Here is an 18385-nt window from a genome sequence, read left to right on the forward strand (position 1 = left end):
GGGTGTTGGCGACGTGTTAGTCCATGAATCGATCATCGGCTCGCGCTTCACCGGCAGGATCCTGGAGCTGACGCAGATCGGCGATCGCAAGGCGATCGTTCCGGAGATCACCGGCCGGGCCTGGATCACGGGCGAGCACAGCTATTATCTCGATCCAACCGATCCGTACCCCCAAGGCTATGTGCTGTCCGATACCTGGGGAACCTCCACCTCGGTGAAGCAGTAGGTGCACCGACAGCCGGGCTGTGCGACGATGGCAAAGGGTAAGGTGTTTGTGGATTGCCGGCGGACGACGATCGATTGCATCGGCGAACTGATGCAGCTGATCGCCGCGGGTGCGACCATTCGTTCCGATATTCGCTTGCGGGCACTGCGACATCGTAAGGCGCTGTCGGCCAGATAAGGACGGAGGCAGGCGGTGAAGAAATCGGCGGAAGAAGCACCCGGCATCGACCGGTTGAAGATCGGCTTTGTCCTCGCTCGCTCCTTCACCCTTTCCGCGTTCGCGCTGTTCGTCGACACGCTAAGATTGGCGAGCGACGAGACCGACAAATCTGGCAGGGTTTTGGCCGATTGGCAGCTCCTGGCGAGCACCCGAAACCTGATCACCTCCAGTTGCGGAGTCCAGGTCGCGCCGACATCGGATTTCGTGGACCCGAGAGAGTTCAACTATATCGTGGTCGTCGGCGGGCTGCTGAACGGTGAATTTCCGGTCGACAGCGAGACAGTCAGCTACCTCAAGCGAGCCGCCGCTGCGAAAGTCCCCTTGATTGGGGTCTGCACGGGAACGTTCATCCTGGCCGAGGCTGGCCTGATGAAGTACCATCAGACTTGCGTCAGCTGGCTCCATTTTCAGGCTTTCCGCGAGCGCTTCCCGGATCACGCGGTCAGGGCGGACCGTCTGTTCAATCTTGACCGCACCAGGGGATCATGTGCCGGCGGCAGCAGCGCGGCAGATATGGCCGCGTCGATCGTCAGGCGCCATATCAGCAGGGAGGCCGAGACAAACGCACTCGAGGTGCTGCAGATCGAGAAGGCGCGCTCGGCGTCGGACATCCAGCCGCGCAGACCGCTTGCCATCGAGAGCCATGATCCCAGACTCAAGGCTGCGCTCATCATCATGGAGAACCATGTCGAGAATAGAATCTCCATTCCCAAATTGGCCGCCTTGGTTGGACTATCACGAAGGCAACTCGAGCGCCTCTTCATTGAGAAAACAAACAGTTCTCCGGCGGTTGTCTACACAAGGGTGCGTCTGGAGCGAGCGAAATACCTCCTGATGCAGACCCGGGCTCCGATGATCGAGATCGCGATCGAGGTCGGCTTTGAAAACGCCTCGCATTTCTCGAGGCTCTTCCGTCAGACTTATGGTCAACCACCGAGCAAGTTCAGATCGGCCGTTTCGAACTGACTTGCCGAGGTTGATAGAGTGACGCCACAACCGCTTTGGGTCTCGACGAGAGGTCCGCAGTGACGGCGCCGGAAGCGTCGCCTACCCCTCCCGACTGCCTACCTTACCTGCCGTTAGCACTAACGGACGAATTTGAAAACGTGTGGCAATCGATTACGAGCCTAGATGTTTGGTCCCGGCATTTGCTGGAGCGGATTGAGTTTGAAGCGTTCCGGTTGTGACGCCCACGCCTTGCAGATGAACTGGTAGGGTGTGAGACCCTTGAGGGTCTTGAGCCTGCGGGCGAAGTTGTAGGCGGCGACGAAGTCGGCGAGATGGGTGCGCAGTTGGTCGTGGCTCTCGTAGTAGAAGCGCTTGACGGTGGCGTCCTTGATAGTCCGGTTCATTCTCTCGACCTGGCCGTTGCATGGGAGCGCCACAGCGACAGAGGCGGTCCGTCGAGCGATACAGCATAGTCAAGAGAATGCCAGCGAAATGCTTTTGGGAGACAGTGCCGCTAGCCCGAACGATCGCCATGAGGCGCGTTCCTGACCTTTCTGCTTTGGATCACTGGCAGTCATCTGCCGCTTGCAAACCGGCTCGATCGCGTTCGCTTGAACTAAAGCTTGCTGTTCGCAGGCTTGCGATTATGGTTGGTGAAGTTTCTGGGGCGGCAGGGGAAGCAACATTTGCCTCGTCGATCAGCACGATCGCACCTGCTTGGTCTGATCGCTGCCGCGGTGGTACCCGTCTGGCTCTTCGCGGCCTATCTGCTGGTCCAATATGCTCTGCACGAGCGATCCCGCTTCGAGCAGGATGCACTGCAGACTGCCCGGCAGGTTTCGCTCGTAGTCGAGGGCGAACTAGCCAACCTCCAAACGACTCTCAACGGTCTGTCGAAATCGGCTGCTCTCGCCAATGGCGATCTGGAGGCCTTTCGCGGCGAGGCGCTCAGCCTGGTCGAAGGGACGGACCGGATCATCGTCCTGCGCGATTTAGAGCGTAATCAACTGTTGAATACAGAGATCGGGTACGGTGCTGATCTGCCGCCGATCGAACCGATATCGGCGGGGGATCGGGAGAAACTCAGAGCGTCTGGCGTTTTCGTCAGCGATGTCTTCGCCAGCAAGGATTCCAAAACCTACCGCATCGCTGTAGCCACAAAGGTGCCGGCTCCGACGGGCGAAGACCTGGTGCTTTCGATTTCTGTCCCAACCGCGCGCATTCGCGATGTGATGATGCCTGCGGTGCCTGAGGGGTGGACGGTGGGCATTGGAGATCGCGACGGTAATTACGTGGCACGTTCCAGGTCGCACGAGGAGATGACCGGCAAGCCCGGATTGCCAGAATATCTGGAAAAAATCGTTGGCCGCTCCGGCAGCTTCACGTCCCGCAACTACGAAGGCATCACGCTGCTGGCAGGCTACTACCGATCGTCATATTCCGATTGGTTTTATACCGCCAACATGCCGCTTTCGGATGTGCAGGCGCCGCTGTGGCGCTCGCTCGCGGCAATTTGCGGGATAGGCCTCCTGGCGCTTCTTGTGTCAATCGCCCTCGGGTACGTCGTTGGAAAGCGCTTCACTGGAGCGACCGCCGACCTTGCCGCTCGCGCTGAGGCGCTGGGCCACGGCCGCGCCGTTGAACCTATGTCAACCTCGGTTACCGAGTTCGCTGCTATCGCGCAGGCGCTGGTTGACGCAGAGCGAGCCATCGCTGAGCGTCGGTATGAGTTGGAGACAGTGCTGGAGACGGTGCCGGCGGCGGTCTGGTTCACCTATGACCCGAAAGCGCTCCAGGTGATCCGCAATCGCTTCGCTGCCGAACTCATGGGTTTACCGACGGACGTCCGTAAATCCTTTGGGGCGCCCGATCTGGTGATCAACACCGTCGCAGTCAAGGACGGCCACACCGTAAGCCGTGAAGACCGACCTCTAAGCCGGGCAATGCGCGGAGAGCTGACCGACAACGAAGAGTTCGCCTACACCCTTCCATCAGGGGGGAGCGCTTCCTGCTGTCGAGCGCGCGTCCGATCCGCAGCCCAAGCGGCAACATTATTGGCGCTGTGCAAATCAGCCTGGACATCACGGACCGTAAACGCGGCGAAGAGCACCGCAAATTGCTGGTGAATGAACTGAATCACCGCGTCAAGAACACGCTTGCGGTGGTCCGATCCATCGCAAGCCAGACGATCCGCAACGCTACGACGTTGCCCGAGGCAGGACGGACCCTGTCCAACCGGCTCATCTCGCTGGCAAAGGCGCACGACATCCTTACGCAACAGAACTGGAGCGGTGCCGATCTCAATGATCTGATCACAGCGTCAATCAAGCCGCATGCATCGATCGAGCGCTTTCAAATCAGCGGCGGCAAGGTTTGGCTTCCGCCAAACGTCGCCCTCTCATTTGCTCTCGCGCTTCATGAACTTACGACAAATGCAATCAAATATGGGGCGCTGTCGAATGCAAAGGGCAAGGTTTCGATATCCTGGAAGCTTGTTGGTCAAAAACAGCAACGCCGACTTGAACTCGAATGGCGAGAGACAGGCGGCCCAACCGTCGGCCCTATCGAGCGCAAGGGGTTTGGCACCCAGCTTCTGGAGCGCATATTCGCCTCCGACTCGGCAGGCCGAATCGTCCTGACGTTCGAAAGGTCAGGACTGGCTTGCGATTTTCGGGTGAACTTGTTTGAGCCGAATGAGGCTGAGGCACATTTCCCAAGCAGCGAAACTTAGACCTCGCCGGTTCAGTCCGAGCTATTTGCATAGGAAGAAGATCTTGCCGTTGGCCGCTACTCGCCCACGCCAAAGCGGTTATGTCAGAGAAGGGAACGTTCTGCTTCGGGTGTCCGCCAATGGCGCAACCTGATCGTTCCGATCGACGAGAAGAATGGCAACATTCCAGCCTTTAGACTAGCGACGTTGCCGCCACGCAGCGGCAATGAAGGTTCTGCCAGCTACTGCGCACCCGGTGTCCATTCGGGCAGCGGCGCAAGGCTGCGGTTGAACTGCTTCCACCACATGGACTGATCTATCTCGCAGCACGCGCGAAGCATGGCGTGCGCCTTCTCGAAAGCCTGGGTGGCGAGATCGTCGAACGTCATATGCGCGTCGTATGGTATAGACACCACCAGTTCCTGACCGGTCTGTGTGCCGCCTTCGTCAACCTGAAGATAAAGCCAAATGACGAATTGTGCGTCTTGGCCGCTCGCGTCCGCATTGCCGATCTTGATGCGGTCGATACCTGCTGCAGTGACTTTCATGCGGAGACCCCTTCATTTGGTTGGATTCGCAGTGAATCCCAGAAGTCCGCAGCGATCAGAAAGGTTCCCGGACCGTTGTCCCTATGGTGAAGTATTGATAAAGAAGTGGTTAGGCAGCCCCTACCCTTCATATGAATTTCGCATGGTTGGTGAACCATCCAGAAACTAATTTAGGGGCATGCCGCTGAGGGGGCCATGCAGCCGGCAGCTTGAGAGAACCATCCTGTACGTCCGTCGGCTATCCGGCAAACGGCAGATCGCGGATGTACGTGCGACGATCTTCGCAGGACAGGTCAGCACTGATGTTCAACGGGGGTCCGAAGATACCCGTCGGATACCCCATCGCAGGAACGAAAATGGAAGAGAAGCAGGACTTTCGTGTGCAGTTTATGCACACGAACCCTTATAACGCGTTGATTTTGCCAGTCTATCCGTCCAGTCCATCATCGGCGCAATAGCAAGTTTGTTGTCTGTTATATTAATGTCATCGTCTTCTTTTGATCTAGGTCGATCCAATTCCCGATTGGAAAGACAGACCAGTTGGCAAAAGGCGCCCGCCTACGCCACCGCAACGGAAAGCCACATGGCTACATCGACGTTCTTGTTGCACATAGTGCACACGAAAGCGGTTGGTCTAGTGCACTCCGGAGCAGCCGGCAACGCCACACGCGACCAACAGGTTGGCCCCGGCAAGCGATGCCTCGAAGTGTGCCCGTACGGTACGCGATGTCTATTCAGTCGAAGAAACCGGCGTCCTCTTCCTTGAGATACTTCTTTGCGCCTGCGGCATCGATGTCCACGCCCAATCCGGGAGCTTCGAGCAAGTCGATCATCGAATCCTTCACGATCCGCGTCGGCAGGCCAATAACGATATCCTCCCACCAGGGGTCGGAGGCGCTGGGGTATTCGAAGGCGATGTAGTTGGCGGGCAGAGTTGCGCAGACATTGATCAGCGCGCCGAGGCCGAGGAGACCATTCGCCGTGCCGTGCGGTGCCATCATGATCGAGTGCATGTAGGCATGTTCGGCCACCCATTTGAGCTCGGCGATGCCGCCGATATCTGCGGGGTCCGGACCGATGATGCGGACCGCCTGCGTTTCGATCAGTTCCTTGAAGTTATGACGCAGGTAAATCTGCTCTCCTGTGTGGATAGGGGTGGACGTGGATGTCGTGAGTTCGCGGTAGGCCTGCGGATTGACCCATGGCACGTAGTCGCCCGTCAGCATGTCCTCGAGCCACATGAGATTGTATTTTTCCACCGCCTGCGCGAAGCGGATGGCGTCCGGCAGAAACCAGCCGGGGCCGCAATCAAGCGCGAGCGAAACCTTGTCGCCGAGCACCTCCTTCATGGCGATGACGCATTCGATCATATGCGCCATGCCGCGCTCGCTGATCTGCCCCTGGTCCATCGCCCCGTGATAGGTCGGCGGCTGGCGGACGCCGTAGTGGAAGTCGGGCACGCTCGTCTTCATGTTGGAGTGGAAGCTGATCCCCTGCTTGACCATGAAGAAGTTTTCGGGCCGCTCCATCATCCACTTGACGTCGGCCGCGTAGTCCTCGGGCTTGTCGCCGGTCCTTTTTTTGCGGATGGAGCCGTTGTAGACCCGCACCTTGTCGCGCACCTTGCCGCCGAGCAGCTTGTAGACTGGAACGCCGGCCGCCTTGCCGGCGATGTCCCAGAGAGCGTGCTCGATGGCGCTGACGGCGGCGCCATAAGGCTTGAACGAGCCGCGCTGCCGGATCTTCAGCATGCAGCGTTCGACGTCGGTCGGATCTTCACCGATCAGCGCCTCGCGGAAATGCAGGACCCAGGGCTTGAGATAGGGCTTGGTGTACTCAACCTCGCCGAGGCCATAAAGACCTTCATCGGTCACGATGCGGACGATGGGATGTTTGCCGATGACGGCGCACCGGAGATCGGTGATCTTCATGATGTCCTCTATTTCACCGACGAGAAGGCGGTTGGCGCGAGAAACTGGCTGGAAATATTGGCCAGGATCGGGCCATCGCGCTCGGACTCGTCGCGGACCTTGAGCCATGCCGGATCGGTGGTGAAGGCCTTCCATTTCACTTCGCGCTCGGCAAGGGATTCCCAGGCGACGAAATAGGTCAGTCGATTGCTGCTTTCGCCGACCACCGTGGTGAAGAACCCGGCCTGGCGGATGCCGTGCTTATCCCACAGCGCCAAGGTATGGTCGTTGAAACGCTTGAGCAGTGCCGGCAGCTGGCCCGGCAGGCAGTCGTAAATGCGAAGTTCGTAGATCATGGTCGATCCTTCTGTTCACCTCTCCCCCCGGGGAGAGGTGTAGAGTCAGCTCCACGTGCGGTCCCAGGAATATTCATCGTCCCAGTGATCGGTCGGCTGCCAGATGCCGGTGATGCCGGGCTGCAGGTGCTGGCTGATCACTTCGTCGACGACGTCGTCGATGCCCAGGCCCGGTCTGTCGGGGACGGTGATGAAGCCGTCCTTGACCAGCGGCTTGGGCAGGCCGGTGACGATATCGTCCCACCAGTCGACCTCGACGCTGTGGTATTCGAGCGCCATGAAGTTTTCCGTGGCCACGGCGACATGGGCAGCCGCCATGGCGGCGATCGGGCTCTCCGCCATGTGAATAGCCATGGCAACGCCATGGTCCTGCGCCGCATCGCCGATCTTCTTCGTCTCGAGGATGCCGCCTGACGTAAGCAAGTCCGGGTGGATGACCGAGATGCCGGCGTTGAGCAGCGGCTCGAAACCTTCCTTGAGATAGATGTCCTCACCGGTGCAGATCGGCACGGACGTAGCCTGCTGCAGCTGCCGATACTGTTCGGTGTACTGCCAGGGGATCACGTCCTCGAGCCAGGCTGGTGCGTATTTCTCGATCCGCCGGGCGAGACGGATGCCGTCCTGCAGCGAGATGTGGCCGACATGGTCGATGGCGAGCGGGATCTCGTAGCCGATCACCTCGCGGACCTCGTGGATATATTGATCGAGCAGGTCGATGCCCTTTTCGGTGAAGTGGAGGCCGGTGAAGGGATGCGGCACGTTCTGCGCGTCATAGGCGGCATTGCGTGCCCGGCGTTCGTCCAGCGTGCGTGCCCGACCGCGGCTGGCATGCGTGCGGAAACCGTCGAGCACGCCAGCCGGCGCGACCACAGCGCCTGGGATGTGGGAGATCTGCGCCAGCCCGAGGTCCATCTTGAGGAAGGTGAAGCCGAGATCCATCCGCGCCTTGAGCCGCTTGCCGGTCTCGGTGCCACTGGGCTTCTCCGCATCGGTGTCGCAATAGACACGCACCTTGTCGCGGAACCGTCCCCCGAGCATCTGGTAGATCGGCACGCCATAGGCCTTGCCGGCGAGGTCCCACAGGGCGATCTCGACTGCCGAGACACCGCCACCCTGCCGGCCATGACCGCCAAATTGCTTGATGCGGCGGAACAGCCGGTCGATGTCACAGGGATTCTCGCCGAGCAACCGGCTCTTGAGCATCAGCGCATAGGTCGCGCTGGCGCCGTCGCGTACCTCACCAAGCCCGACAATGCCCTGGTTGGTGTAGATCTTGATGAGCGCCGAGGTGAACGGCGCGCCGACGATCTCGGCAACGCGCAGGTCGGTGATGCGCAGATCGCTCGGCCGCGAACCGCTGCGGACATTGTTCTCGATCGTCTCAGCTGCACTGCTGTCTCTCGCCATCGTACCACTCTCCTACTGGTCAGGATTTGGCCCACTTACTGGTCAGGATTTGACGCCTGCCTGGCCCGCTCGCCTGGCTACCCCCATCTGTTCGATGATATGGCGGCCAGATCCTTCCACGTGCCTGGCCACGACGGCGGCTGCGCCGTCCGCATCCTGCGCCTTGATGCGTTCGATCAGTTCGCGGTGCTCGCGCAGCACAGCCATGCGCCGGCTGAGCGATGTCGGAAAGCGGCGGCTGATGGCGCGCAGGATCTCGCGATGTTTCCACCAGAGTTCGGCGGCATGCCGGTTGTAGTGGCGGTCGTAGATCAGTTGGTGAAAACGCGTGTCGAGCACGCCGTGCTGGGCCAGATCGGCGAAGTTGAGTTCTTCGATCGCGGCCTGCGCCGCCTCAAGCCTGGCAATGTCCGCATCATCGACGATCGAGACGAACCAGCGCGTCAGCGCCGGCTCGATCAGCACCTCGATCTCGATGATGTCACGCACGAAGGTTTCATCGATCGGCCGAACGCGGGCGCCGCGATTGGGCTCGATCAGGACAAAGCCCTCTCCGCGCAATTGCTGCAGCGCCTCGCGGATCGGATTGGTCGACGTGCCGTATTGGGCAGCCAGATCCGCGATCTTGAGCCTCACATTGGGTCCGAGGCGACCCGAAATAATCTCGTCGCGGATCATTTCATAGACCCAGCCGGGTTGATCGAAGGTTTCCCCCGATGGTCTGTCCCCTGATGGTCCGTCGATGAGTGTGATTTCGCCCATGGATGCCGGTTTTATGCAGCTTTTTCGCGTTAGCCAAGCCCATAGTACGTTAACTTGCCAAAAGAATGTACGATTTCATCCAGGTTGACAGATACAATTTTGTCTGGAAGTCTCACGAACCTTGGCTGAAGTCGGAACGAATTCGACCGCCCAGGGAGGAGCGCAAGCTGTGGGTCGGACGCCCTGCCGAATAGCTGGCTGGCCGCCGCCGTGAGGAGGAGAAATCTCAATGAAGAATTCGAGAAATCGCGCAGCTGAGGCCGGTCGTCAGAGCCGCCGGCAGGTCCTGACATCCTCGGTGGCGCTCGCACTGGCCGCATCGATGATGTCCACCGCGGTCCATGCGCAAAGCGTCGACATCAGCAAATGGTCTCCGGAATATGTCCGCAGTATTGCCGGCACCGAGGAAGTCAACACTGCCGCCGAGTGCTCCAAGGTCGTGCCGCTCGATTACAAGGGTCGCCTGACCTACTGGTACACCGGTCCGTCGGATGCCGAGCCCGAAATCACCAAGCAGATGGACAAGGAGTTCTGGGTGGCGTGGAAGGCGACCTACCCGAACATCCAGACCGATGCGCAGAACATCAATTACAACGATCTTCTCGACAAGTTTCGCACGGCCTTGCTGGGCAATGCCGGCCCCATGGTCGTGCGGCTGCAGATCCTGGGCGGCGTGGAATTTGCGGCCAAGGGGTACTTGCAGGAGCTGAAGCCCGAAGACGTCGGATACAAGACAGCGGACTTCTGGCCCGGTGCCTTGAAGTCGGTCACCTATGACGGCAAGACCTACGGCATCCCGACCAACAACGAGACCATGGCCTTCATCTGGAACGCCAAGATATTCAAGGATGCCGGCCTCGATGGGGATAAGCCGCCAGCGACATGGGATGAAGTCGTCAAAGACTCCAAGCAAATCCACGACAAGCTCGGCATTGCCGGTTACGGCCTGGTGGCCAAGCAGAACGCCGGCAACACGCCGTTCCGCTTCATGCCGCAACTGTGGGCCTACGGCGGCGCGGCGCTCGACGAAGCCGACCCGGCCCCGACCTACAAAAACATCGGTCTCAACAGCCCCGGCGCAAAGGCCGCGCTGCAGGCTGCCTACGACATGTATGTGCGCGACAAATCGGTCCCGGTCTCCGCGCTCACCAACACGCAAAACGAGAACCAGGGCCCGTTCATCGCCGGCCAGTTGGCCATGATGATCGCTCATCCGGCCGAATACGCCAAGATGGTGGACCTGGCATCCAAGGCAACCGGCGCCGACAAGAAAGTTGCCGACGCCGTGGTGGCGAACATGCGCTATGGCCTGATTCCTGAAGGTCCGGCGCGGCGCGCCGTGGTGTTCGGCGGCTCCAACATTCATGTCCTCAAGCCGGAGTATGTGGACGGCGGAACCGACGAGATGGCGGTGAAGGCCCTCATCTGCATGTGGACAAGCCCGGAATGGTCGACGCGGCTTAACTGGGTCGGTTCGAACCCCGGCAATTTGCGCGGCTTCAAGACCAAGTGGATGAAGGAGCGTCTTGAGCAGATCAAGTTCCTCGACGTGACGACATCCATGCTGCCCAACGGCATTCCTTTCCCGGTCGTCCCGGAAGCGCCGGAGATCATGAACATCATTGTCCCGGACATGCTGCAGAATGCCTTGACGGGCAAGATGACGGTCGATGCGGCTGCCGATGACGCCGCCGCGAAGGTCAAGGCGCTGCTTGGCGGCTTATAACTTGGCGAGGTGTAAGTCCCGTCCCGCCCTGGAACGGCCGGCAGCCTTCGTGCTGCCGGTCCCCACGTCTTCCAACAAAGGATGTAGCCCGTGAGCATCGCCACGGAACTGGCCCCTGCACCGGGAAGGCGCGTTGGCCTTATGCAGCGGGTGGTGAACCATCGCGCGGACTACCTCTACGTGCTTCCGGCGCTCGCGGTAATGATGATCGTCATCGCCTATCCCGTCTACTACACGCTTGAACTCAGCCTTTTCAAAACGCCCGCCAACCTTCAGATGAAGGACAAGGTCTATGTCGGGCTCGACAATTACGTCACCATCCTGACCAGCCAGTCGTTCCGTGATGTCACCGTCAACACGCTGATCTGGACCATATCCTCGACGCTCATCTCCTTCCTGCTCGGGCTCTGCGCTGCTTTGGCGCTGCACCGCGAGTTCGCCGGCCGTGGCGTGCTTCGCGCCGTTTTGCTCGTCCCCTATGTCGTCAGCGCCGTTGCCGCGTCCTATGTCTGGAAATGGCTCTACCATTCGGATTTCGGCGTGATCGGCGCACTGTCGGTGCAATTCGGTTTCACCGACAGGCCGATCAACTTCCTCGACAATCTGTACACGGTCCTGCCCTCGCTCATCGTCGTCAACATCTGGCGGGAATTCTCCTTCGCCATGATCATGCTGATGGCCGGCCTGCAGACCGTGCCCGACCAGTTGCTGCGGGCAGCCCAGGTCGATGGCGCCAATACATGGCAACGCTTCTGGCACGTGACCTTTCCGCACCTGAAAGGCGTCTCGATGGTTACACTGCTGTTGTTGATGGTGGCGAACTTCAACTCCTTCATCATCCCGTGGGTGATGACGGGCGGCGGGCCTGCTGGCGCTTCCGACATCTGGATCACCCAGATCTATCAGCTCGCCTTCGGGCGCCAGCGCTGGGGTCTGGCATCGGCCTACGCAGTCATTCTGTTCGTCGTGCTGATGACGCTGGGCTACTTCTACGTGAAGGCACTGACGCGCGGCGACGAGGCCAGGGCATGACCAGTACCCTCGCCGACACCAGCCGTTCCGCTGCCAGAAAACCCATTGACTGGTGGCGATGGAGCGGTCGCGTCTTCCTGCTGTTCCTGTTGATCTTCACAGTCCTGCCGATGGCGTGGATGGTGCTGACATCGCTGAAGTCGCAATTCGCCGCCATGCAATACCCGCCGCAGTGGTGGCCGGCCGAGCCGACACTCGAAAACTACCGCAAGCTGCTCGATCCCTCGAATTCGGTCGGCCACGAATTCCTGCAATATTTCTGGAACAGCCTCTACGTTTCGGTGGCGACGACGATCCTCGGCGTCGTCGTCGCGGTGCCGGCGGCATATGCCTTTTCGCGATTCCGCTTTCCGGGCCGCACGTTCCTGTTCTTCGCGGTGCTGGTCAGGAACATGTTTCCCGCGGTCGTTTTCCTGATGCCGCTGTTCCTGCTGATGCGCCGGCTCGGGCTGGTGGGCACCCACACATCCCTGATCCTGACCTATCTGACGTTTGGCCTGCCGCTCTCGATCTGGCTGCTCAAGGGGTTCTACGACAACATCCCGATCCAGCTCGAGCAGGCGGCGCGGATCGATGGGGCGACGCGCTTCCAGGCCTTCTACATGATCGTGCTGCCGCTCTCGTCGCCAGGCATCATCGCCACGTCGATCTTCTCGTTCATTGGTGCCTGGAACGAGTACGTCTATGCCGTCACGTTCCTGAACAACAAGGACAAGTTGACCTTGCCGGTGGGTATCCAGCGCTACTTCACCGAGTTCGCCACCGACTGGCCCGGCCTGATGGCGGCAACCTTCCTGATGAGCGTGCCGGTCGTGGTCCTGTTCCTGGTGCTACAGAAATATTTCGTTCGCGCCCTGACAGAAGGCGCCGTGAAGTCGTGACTGCGTAAGGGGAAGAAGCCGCATGGCCCAGGTCGTTCTGCGAGAAGTCGTCAAGACCTATGGCAATCTCTATGCTGTCAATCATGTGTCGCTGACCGTCGAGGACGGTGAGTTCGTTGCGCTGGTCGGGCCTTCCGGCTGCGGCAAGACGACGACGCTCAACCTGGTGGCCGGGCTGATGCCGATATCGGGCGGCGACATCTACATCGGCGACACCCTGGTCAACGATCTCGATCCCAAGGACCGGGATATCGCCATGGTCTTTCAGAATTACGCGCTCTACCCCAACAAGACGGTGTTCCAGAACCTGGCTTTTCCGCTGAAGATGCGAAAACTTGCCAAGCCGGACATCGAAAGGAAGGTAATGGAAGCCGCCAAGGTGCTCGACATCGTCCACCTTCTGAAGCGGCTGCCGCGCGAACTGTCCGGAGGCCAGCAGCAGCGCGTCGCGCTCGGCCGGGCGCTGGTACGCGACCCAAAAGTCTTCCTGATGGACGAACCTCTGTCCAATCTCGACGCCAAGCTGCGCGTGCAGATGCGCTCTGAGCTGAAACGCTTCCAGCGCGATCTCAGCGCGACGGTAATCTATGTCACGCACGACCAGCTCGAAGCCGTCACCATGGCCGATAAGATGGCGGTGATGAGCGGGGGCGTGCTGCAGCAATACGATTCGCCTGCCCAAGTCTTCGACAATCCCGTGAACACGTTCGTCGCCAGTTTCGTCGGCAGTCCGGCGATGAGCCTGGTGCCGTTGACGGCCGTCACCAGGGGCACCGACATGTCGTTGCAAAGCCCTGAAGGCTGGAATCTGTCGCTGTCTCCCGCCAATGCGCGCAAGGCTCTGTCGGCCAGCTCGGACAAAATCGTACTCGGCGCGCGCCACAGTACCGTCAGGCTGCACAAACAGGCATCGCCGGGCGCCGTGCCCGGCAAGGTCTACACCGTCGAGCCGACCGGCGACATCACCTTCGTGCAGGTCTATCTGGGTGCTGCGGTCGTGGTGGTCAGCCTTGAGCCGAGCGTCGCGATCTCGCCCGACGAGCCCGTCTGGATCGAGTTCGACCAAAACAAGATGCACCTGTTCGACGGCGAGACGACAATGGCGCTGAAGGCGGCGTAGCGGCAATCTCATGAAAATCACCGCGATCATCCCCTACCCGACCTGGGTCGGCATCCGCAACCAGCTCATCGTCAAGGTGGAAACCGACGAAGGCATTTACGGCTGGGGCGAGAGCGGGCTGTCCGGCCGCGAGAAGGCCGTCGTCGGCGCTATTGAGCACTATCGCGAGTTCCTGGTCGGCCGCGATCCCTTCGCCATTGGCGCGCTGTGGCAGGAGATGTATCGCAGCCAGTATTTCGAGGGCGGGCGCGTGCTCACCGCGGCGATCTCGGCCATCGACATCGCGCTGCACGACATCAAGGGCAAGGCGCTGGGTGTGCCGGTCTATCAGTTGCTCGGCGGCAAGCAGCGCAATCATGTCCCTACTTTCGCAACAACCAAAGGCCCTTGCGGTCCTCAAATAATCGAGCAAGCCAGGGAACTCATGGCGATGGGATGGGGCGCCATCCGCCTCTTCCCGGCCGACCATGACAGCCGCGGCGTCTATGAGCCTCGAAAGAGCATCGCCGAGACGGCGAAATGGTGCGTCAAGGCTCGCGAGGAGCTCGGCGAGACGGTGGTGCTGGGCGTTGACTACCATCATCGCCTGTCTGTCGCGGAAGCCGCCAGCTATTGCCAGAAGATGCCGTTGGGCACGCTCGATTTCCTTGAGGAACCGATCCGTGACGAAACGCCGGAAGCCTATGAGGCACTCAGGAAACTCACCGACGTGCCTTTCGCGATCGGCGAGGAGTTTTCGAGCAAGTGGCAATTCCTGCCATACATCGAGCGCGGCATCCACCAATTCAACCGCATTGACGTCTGCAATGTGGGCGGCCTGACCGAGGCGATGAAGGTCGCCGGCTGGAGCGAGGCACATTACGTCGATATGATGCCGCACAATCCGCTCGGGCCGATCTGCACCGCGGCGACGATCCATTTTTCGGCGGCGGTCGCCAACTTTGCCTGGCTCGAAACCCGCGCCTCGCCCGGTGAACTCTATCACGGTTTCGACGATGCCGGCATCTTCCCGGTTCAACCGAAGCTCACAGGTGCCGTCTATGAAGTTGGCGACGCACCCGGCCTCGGCGTCGAGGTGGATGAGGCGCTGGTCAAGAAGCAAAGCTTCAAGTTCTGGGAAGCCCCCCATCTGCGCCGGACCGACGGCTCGGTCACCAACTGGTAGGCCCTACGGGCCAAAGGAGATTTACCATGACCCATACGCCCGATATCATCCGGCCGCCCAGGGACCTCCTCGATGCGCTTAGGGACATCGGCTCGGCAACGGTCGCCGGCACGCTCGGGCACATGGGCATCCGCAACCCGCACATCATGGGGCCGGTGAGCTGGAACAAGGGCAAGTCGATCGTCGGCCCCGCGCTGACGCTGCAGTTCATGCCCAAGCGCGAGGATCTCTACGGCGAAGGCGAATATGCCGACCCGGAGAAACAGCTCCACCGTCATGTGCTCTACCACGTGCAGGAAGGCGACATCGTCGTCGTTGATGCGCGTGGCGACATGAGCGCCGGTGTCTTCGGCGACATGATGTCGACCTATTTCAAGGGCCGCGGCGGCGCCGGCATGGTTATCGACGGATGTCTGCGCGACTATCCCAACCTCAAGAAACTCGACCTGCCTCTCTGGGTGCGAGGTTGGACACCCAACTTCCACACCCAGACCGGCCTGATGCCGTTCGCGGTCAACGTGCCAATAGCCTGCGGCGGCGTCACCGTCATTCCTGGCGACATCATCGTGGCCGACGACGACGGAGCCGTCGTCCTGCCTATCGCGCTTGCGGCGCAGGTCATCGAAACGTCAAAGATCCATCACGAGTGGGAAGATTTTTCCCGAATGAAGCTGATGCAGGGTGCTCCGCTGCAGCGCTACTATCCGCTGCATGACGATGCCCGCGGCGAATACGAGGAGTGGCGCACAACCAATCGCTTGGCGGATTGACGTAGAAACAACCGCACGGGCTTTGTCCACGCAAGGCCTGTCCAAAGACCGTCGGGCCGGAGCTGAGAGCCACTTTTTGCTGGAGGCGACTTCACTGCGCACATGGTGCACACATTCAATGGTCACGGTTTGCAGCATGCCATGAAGGATTTGATCTCGCACAAGGACCAAGGGCTCTGGATGGCTAGGTTCCACGCATGGTCCTCAATCTGCTCATCGGTACCATCGTCATAAGTCTGACGGTCCTGGTCCATACGTTTGGTCTGATCGCCGTCACGCATGCGATGGGATACCTTGTCGCCCGGTTTCGCATGCATGGGCGCCGCAGCCGGATCGTCGCGATGATCAGCGTGGTGATGGGGCTCTTCGCCATCATGACAGCGGAGGTGTGGCTGTGGGCAGGACTATACCGGTTGCTCGATATCTTCGCCGACTTCGAGACCGCACTCTATTTTTCGACCATCACCTTTTCGACGGTCGGCTACGGCGACATCGTGCCCGCTCATGCGTGGCGTGTCCTGGCGGCGCTCGAGGGCGTAAACGGGTTCCTGCTCATCGGCTGGTCGACCGCCTATTTGATCGCGGCAGGCACCCGCATCGGCCCGTTCAAGGCCGGCGAGCATTTCTGACGGCGATGCTCAGACCGCCACCGAATGCCTGGCTTTCCCGGTTTCGAAATATTTGTCGAACTTTGCCGCGACGCTCCTGACAAAGGGCCGGCTTTCCGCTGGCACGACGAAGCGGTCACCGTTGAGTTCAAGCAACCGCGCAGGATCGTGAAGGGCCGTGGAACTTGCTTTCACGAGAAGTCTTTGGCCAACTTCGCCAAAGCGCTCCACCAGTTCGATCGCCGAGAAGCCGAAGTCGCACATCAGCCGCTCGATGATCCAGCCGCGAACGCGGTCGTCGTCGGAAAGCGCGATACCGCGGACCGCGGCCAGTCCGCCGTCGGCGACCATGCGCGCATACTCGGCGGTCGAAGGCATATTTTGTACATAGCCTTGGCGAAACTGGCTGATGGACGACGGGCCAAGGCCGATCAACGTTTCGCAGCGATCCTCGGTGTAGCCTTGGAAATTCCGGCGCAAGCAGCCGGTGCGGGCCGCTATAGCCAACGCATCGTTGGGCTTGGCGAAATGGTCGAAGCCGACGGGCTCATACCCTGCGTTAAGCATCAGACAAGAGGCCAGTTGCGACTGGGCAAACCGCTCTTTCGGATCCGGCAGCCATGCCTCGTCGATCATCGTCTGATGTTTCTTGAACCACGGCACATGCGCGTAGCCAAAAAGCGCTATACGGTCCGGCTCCAGGGTCAGTGCCTGCGCGACCGTGGAGGAGACGCTTTCCCGGGTCTGGTGCGGCAGGCCGTAGAGCAGGTCCAGATTGACGGATTCGACGCCGCGCGAACGAACGCCGTCGACGACCGTCTTGGTCTGCAAGAACGTCTGCTCGCGGTTGATCGCCTTTTGCACCTTCGGATCGAAGTCCTGGACACCGAGGCTCGCGCGGGTCATGCCGATCTCGGCGAGCGCATCGAGGCGGGCATCGTCCATATCGTTGGGTTCGATCTCGACGCTGATCTTGGCACCAGGAAGAAAGGCGAAGCTGTTGCGCAGAACAGTTCCCAGCGCCACCATATCCGCCGGTTTGAGCATCGTCGGTGAACCGCCGCCGAAATGGACGGCACGCACGCGGCCTTTGCCTGCGACAAGACTGGCGACGGTTGCGATCTCGGCATGCAGTGAGCGCAGATATGCAGTCACCGGTTCGTAGTGGCGTGTCTGCTTGGTATGGCAGGCGCAGAACCAGCAAAGCTTGTCGCAGTACGGTATGTGCAGATAGAGCGAGATTTCGTCGCCCTCATCGAGCCCTTGCAGCCAGCCACGACAAATGGCGGCATCAACACTTGCATTAAAATGCGGCGCTGTCGGATAGCTCGTATAGCGCGGCACGTTCTCGCCAAGTCTGGCAACTATGTCTGGCCGCATGTCTCTATCCGCTCCACTTTGAATGGCGCGAGATTGATCCATTTGGACGCCGACAGCCTTGATTTCGGTCAATACCATCTTTCTGCGGACAAACTGCCGCAAGGGCTTTTTCTTGGGCTGATGCTATACCCTGCCCGAGTTTTTCATTTTTTGGGCGATCATGGTGACAGTGCGTCAGGATGTTCACAGCACCGGCATTCCCGTGCTTTGTCAATCGTGCGAAGCGCGCCACCGTGGCGTCTGCGGCGCGCTCGATCCCGATCAATTGGTCGGGCTCGCCAAGACCTCGTCAAAGCACACCATTGAACCGGGGGTAGAATTGATTGGCGACGCCGAAACCGTCGACAGCTATTCCAACGTGCTTTCCGGCGTGGTGAAGCTGACGAAAAGCCTTTCGGATGGGCGCCAGCAGATTGTCGGGCTTCAGTTTGCCCCCGATTTTCTGGGACGGCCATTCAAGGTGGAAAGCGCGATCAACGCGGAAGCGGCAACTGCCGTCTCCTTGTGTTCATTTCCAAGGGCGTCCGTCGAAAGGATGATGAGGGAGTCGCCGGAGCTCGAGCACCGCCTGCTCAAGCAGACCCTGAACGAACTCGACGAGGCACGCGATTGGATGG

At 60.1% G+C, this 18385-nt stretch carries 18 protein-coding genes and 1 pseudogene; 12 read left to right on the forward strand and 7 right to left on the reverse strand.

Annotated elements, in window-relative coordinates:
- A partial coding sequence (locus EN993_RS16555; protein ID WP_206532377.1) for a proline racemase family protein occupies positions 1-226 on the forward strand: 226 nt, incomplete at its 5' end.
- A gap of 192 nt (positions 227-418) precedes the next feature.
- Positions 419-1411, forward strand: a complete 993-nt coding sequence (locus EN993_RS16560) for a GlxA family transcriptional regulator (RefSeq protein ID WP_127264177.1) — start codon at positions 419-421, stop codon at positions 1409-1411.
- A gap of 161 nt (positions 1412-1572) precedes the next feature.
- On the opposite strand, the pseudogene EN993_RS16565 reads toward EN993_RS16560, so the two are convergent.
- Positions 1573-1815, reverse strand: a pseudogene (locus EN993_RS16565) (integrase core domain-containing protein); the annotation flags it as partial.
- A gap of 231 nt (positions 1816-2046) precedes the next feature.
- Here EN993_RS16565 and EN993_RS16570 point away from each other — a divergent pair.
- Complete coding sequence (locus EN993_RS16570) at positions 2047-3519, forward strand: cache domain-containing protein (RefSeq protein ID WP_348630424.1); 1473 nt, start codon at positions 2047-2049, stop codon at positions 3517-3519.
- On the forward strand, positions 3405-4124 hold the full coding sequence (locus EN993_RS37805) for an HWE histidine kinase domain-containing protein (RefSeq protein WP_348630425.1): 720 nt from the start codon (positions 3405-3407) through the stop codon (positions 4122-4124). The genes EN993_RS16570 and EN993_RS37805 overlap by 115 nt, the downstream gene beginning before the upstream one ends.
- A 221-nt stretch (positions 4125-4345) precedes the next feature.
- On the opposite strand, the gene EN993_RS16575 is transcribed toward EN993_RS37805, so the two are convergent.
- From EN993_RS16575 to EN993_RS16595, 5 genes are all read right to left on the reverse strand, one after another.
- Positions 4346-4651 (reverse strand): hypothetical protein, encoded by a 306-nt coding sequence (locus tag EN993_RS16575; RefSeq protein WP_127264179.1) that lies wholly within the window; start codon positions 4649-4651, stop codon positions 4346-4348.
- 734 nt (positions 4652-5385) lie between these two features.
- On the reverse strand, positions 5386-6582 hold the full coding sequence (locus tag EN993_RS16580) for a mandelate racemase/muconate lactonizing enzyme family protein (protein ID WP_109671213.1): 1197 nt from the start codon (positions 6580-6582) through the stop codon (positions 5386-5388).
- A gap of 8 nt (positions 6583-6590) precedes the next feature.
- Entirely contained in the window at positions 6591-6917 is a 327-nt protein-coding gene (locus EN993_RS16585; RefSeq protein WP_023767759.1) for an NIPSNAP family protein, read from the reverse strand.
- A 45-nt stretch (positions 6918-6962) separates the two neighbouring features.
- Positions 6963-8324, reverse strand: coding sequence for a mandelate racemase/muconate lactonizing enzyme family protein (locus EN993_RS16590; RefSeq protein WP_109671212.1), 1362 nt, complete (start codon positions 8322-8324; stop codon positions 6963-6965).
- Between the two features lie 42 nt (positions 8325-8366).
- Complete coding sequence (locus EN993_RS16595; protein WP_245468857.1) at positions 8367-9002, reverse strand: GntR family transcriptional regulator; 636 nt, start codon at positions 9000-9002, stop codon at positions 8367-8369.
- 313 nt (positions 9003-9315) lie between these two features.
- Between EN993_RS16595 and EN993_RS16600 the strand changes: the two genes are divergently transcribed.
- The 7 genes from EN993_RS16600 to EN993_RS16630 all read left to right on the forward strand — a co-directional run bounded on the left by EN993_RS16600 (position 9316) and on the right by EN993_RS16630 (position 16409).
- Positions 9316-10812 (forward strand): sugar ABC transporter substrate-binding protein, encoded by a 1497-nt coding sequence (locus EN993_RS16600; protein ID WP_245462845.1) that lies wholly within the window; start codon positions 9316-9318, stop codon positions 10810-10812.
- Positions 10813-10953: 141 nt separating this feature from the next.
- The gene (locus EN993_RS16605) at positions 10954-11844 is read left to right on the forward strand and encodes a sugar ABC transporter permease (RefSeq protein WP_109671209.1); all 891 of its coding nucleotides are present in this window, start codon (positions 10954-10956) and stop codon (positions 11842-11844) included.
- Positions 11841-12725, forward strand: a complete 885-nt coding sequence (locus tag EN993_RS16610; protein ID WP_109671208.1) for a carbohydrate ABC transporter permease — start codon at positions 11841-11843, stop codon at positions 12723-12725. Before EN993_RS16605 ends, EN993_RS16610 begins: the two co-directional genes overlap by 4 nt.
- Before the next feature lie 22 nt (positions 12726-12747).
- Positions 12748-13845 (forward strand): ABC transporter ATP-binding protein, encoded by a 1098-nt coding sequence (locus EN993_RS16615; protein ID WP_109671207.1) that lies wholly within the window; start codon positions 12748-12750, stop codon positions 13843-13845.
- Between the two features lie 10 nt (positions 13846-13855).
- Complete coding sequence (locus EN993_RS16620; protein ID WP_109671206.1) at positions 13856-15010, forward strand: mandelate racemase/muconate lactonizing enzyme family protein; 1155 nt, start codon at positions 13856-13858, stop codon at positions 15008-15010.
- 26 nt (positions 15011-15036) lie between these two features.
- Positions 15037-15780 carry a ribonuclease activity regulator RraA gene (locus tag EN993_RS16625; protein WP_126069089.1) on the forward strand — a complete coding sequence of 248 codons (744 nt, stop codon included), beginning with the start codon at positions 15037-15039 and terminating at the stop codon, positions 15778-15780.
- 197 nt (positions 15781-15977) lie between these two features.
- Positions 15978-16409, forward strand: a complete 432-nt coding sequence (locus EN993_RS16630) for a potassium channel family protein (RefSeq protein ID WP_126069088.1) — start codon at positions 15978-15980, stop codon at positions 16407-16409.
- A 9-nt stretch (positions 16410-16418) separates the two neighbouring features.
- Here the strand turns inward: EN993_RS16630 and hemN are convergent, their stop codons facing one another.
- A complete protein-coding gene (gene hemN / locus EN993_RS16635; RefSeq protein ID WP_126069087.1) occupies positions 16419-17768 on the reverse strand; it encodes an oxygen-independent coproporphyrinogen III oxidase in 1350 nt (449 codons plus the stop codon).
- 163 nt (positions 17769-17931) lie between these two features.
- Here hemN and EN993_RS16640 point away from each other — a divergent pair.
- Positions 17932-18385: Crp/Fnr family transcriptional regulator (locus EN993_RS16640; protein WP_164757683.1), on the forward strand; the 454-nt coding region annotated here is incomplete at its 3' end.

The organism is Mesorhizobium sp. M7D.F.Ca.US.004.01.2.1, from assembly GCF_003997785.1.
Lineage (GTDB): Bacteria > Pseudomonadota > Alphaproteobacteria > Rhizobiales > Rhizobiaceae > Mesorhizobium > Mesorhizobium loti.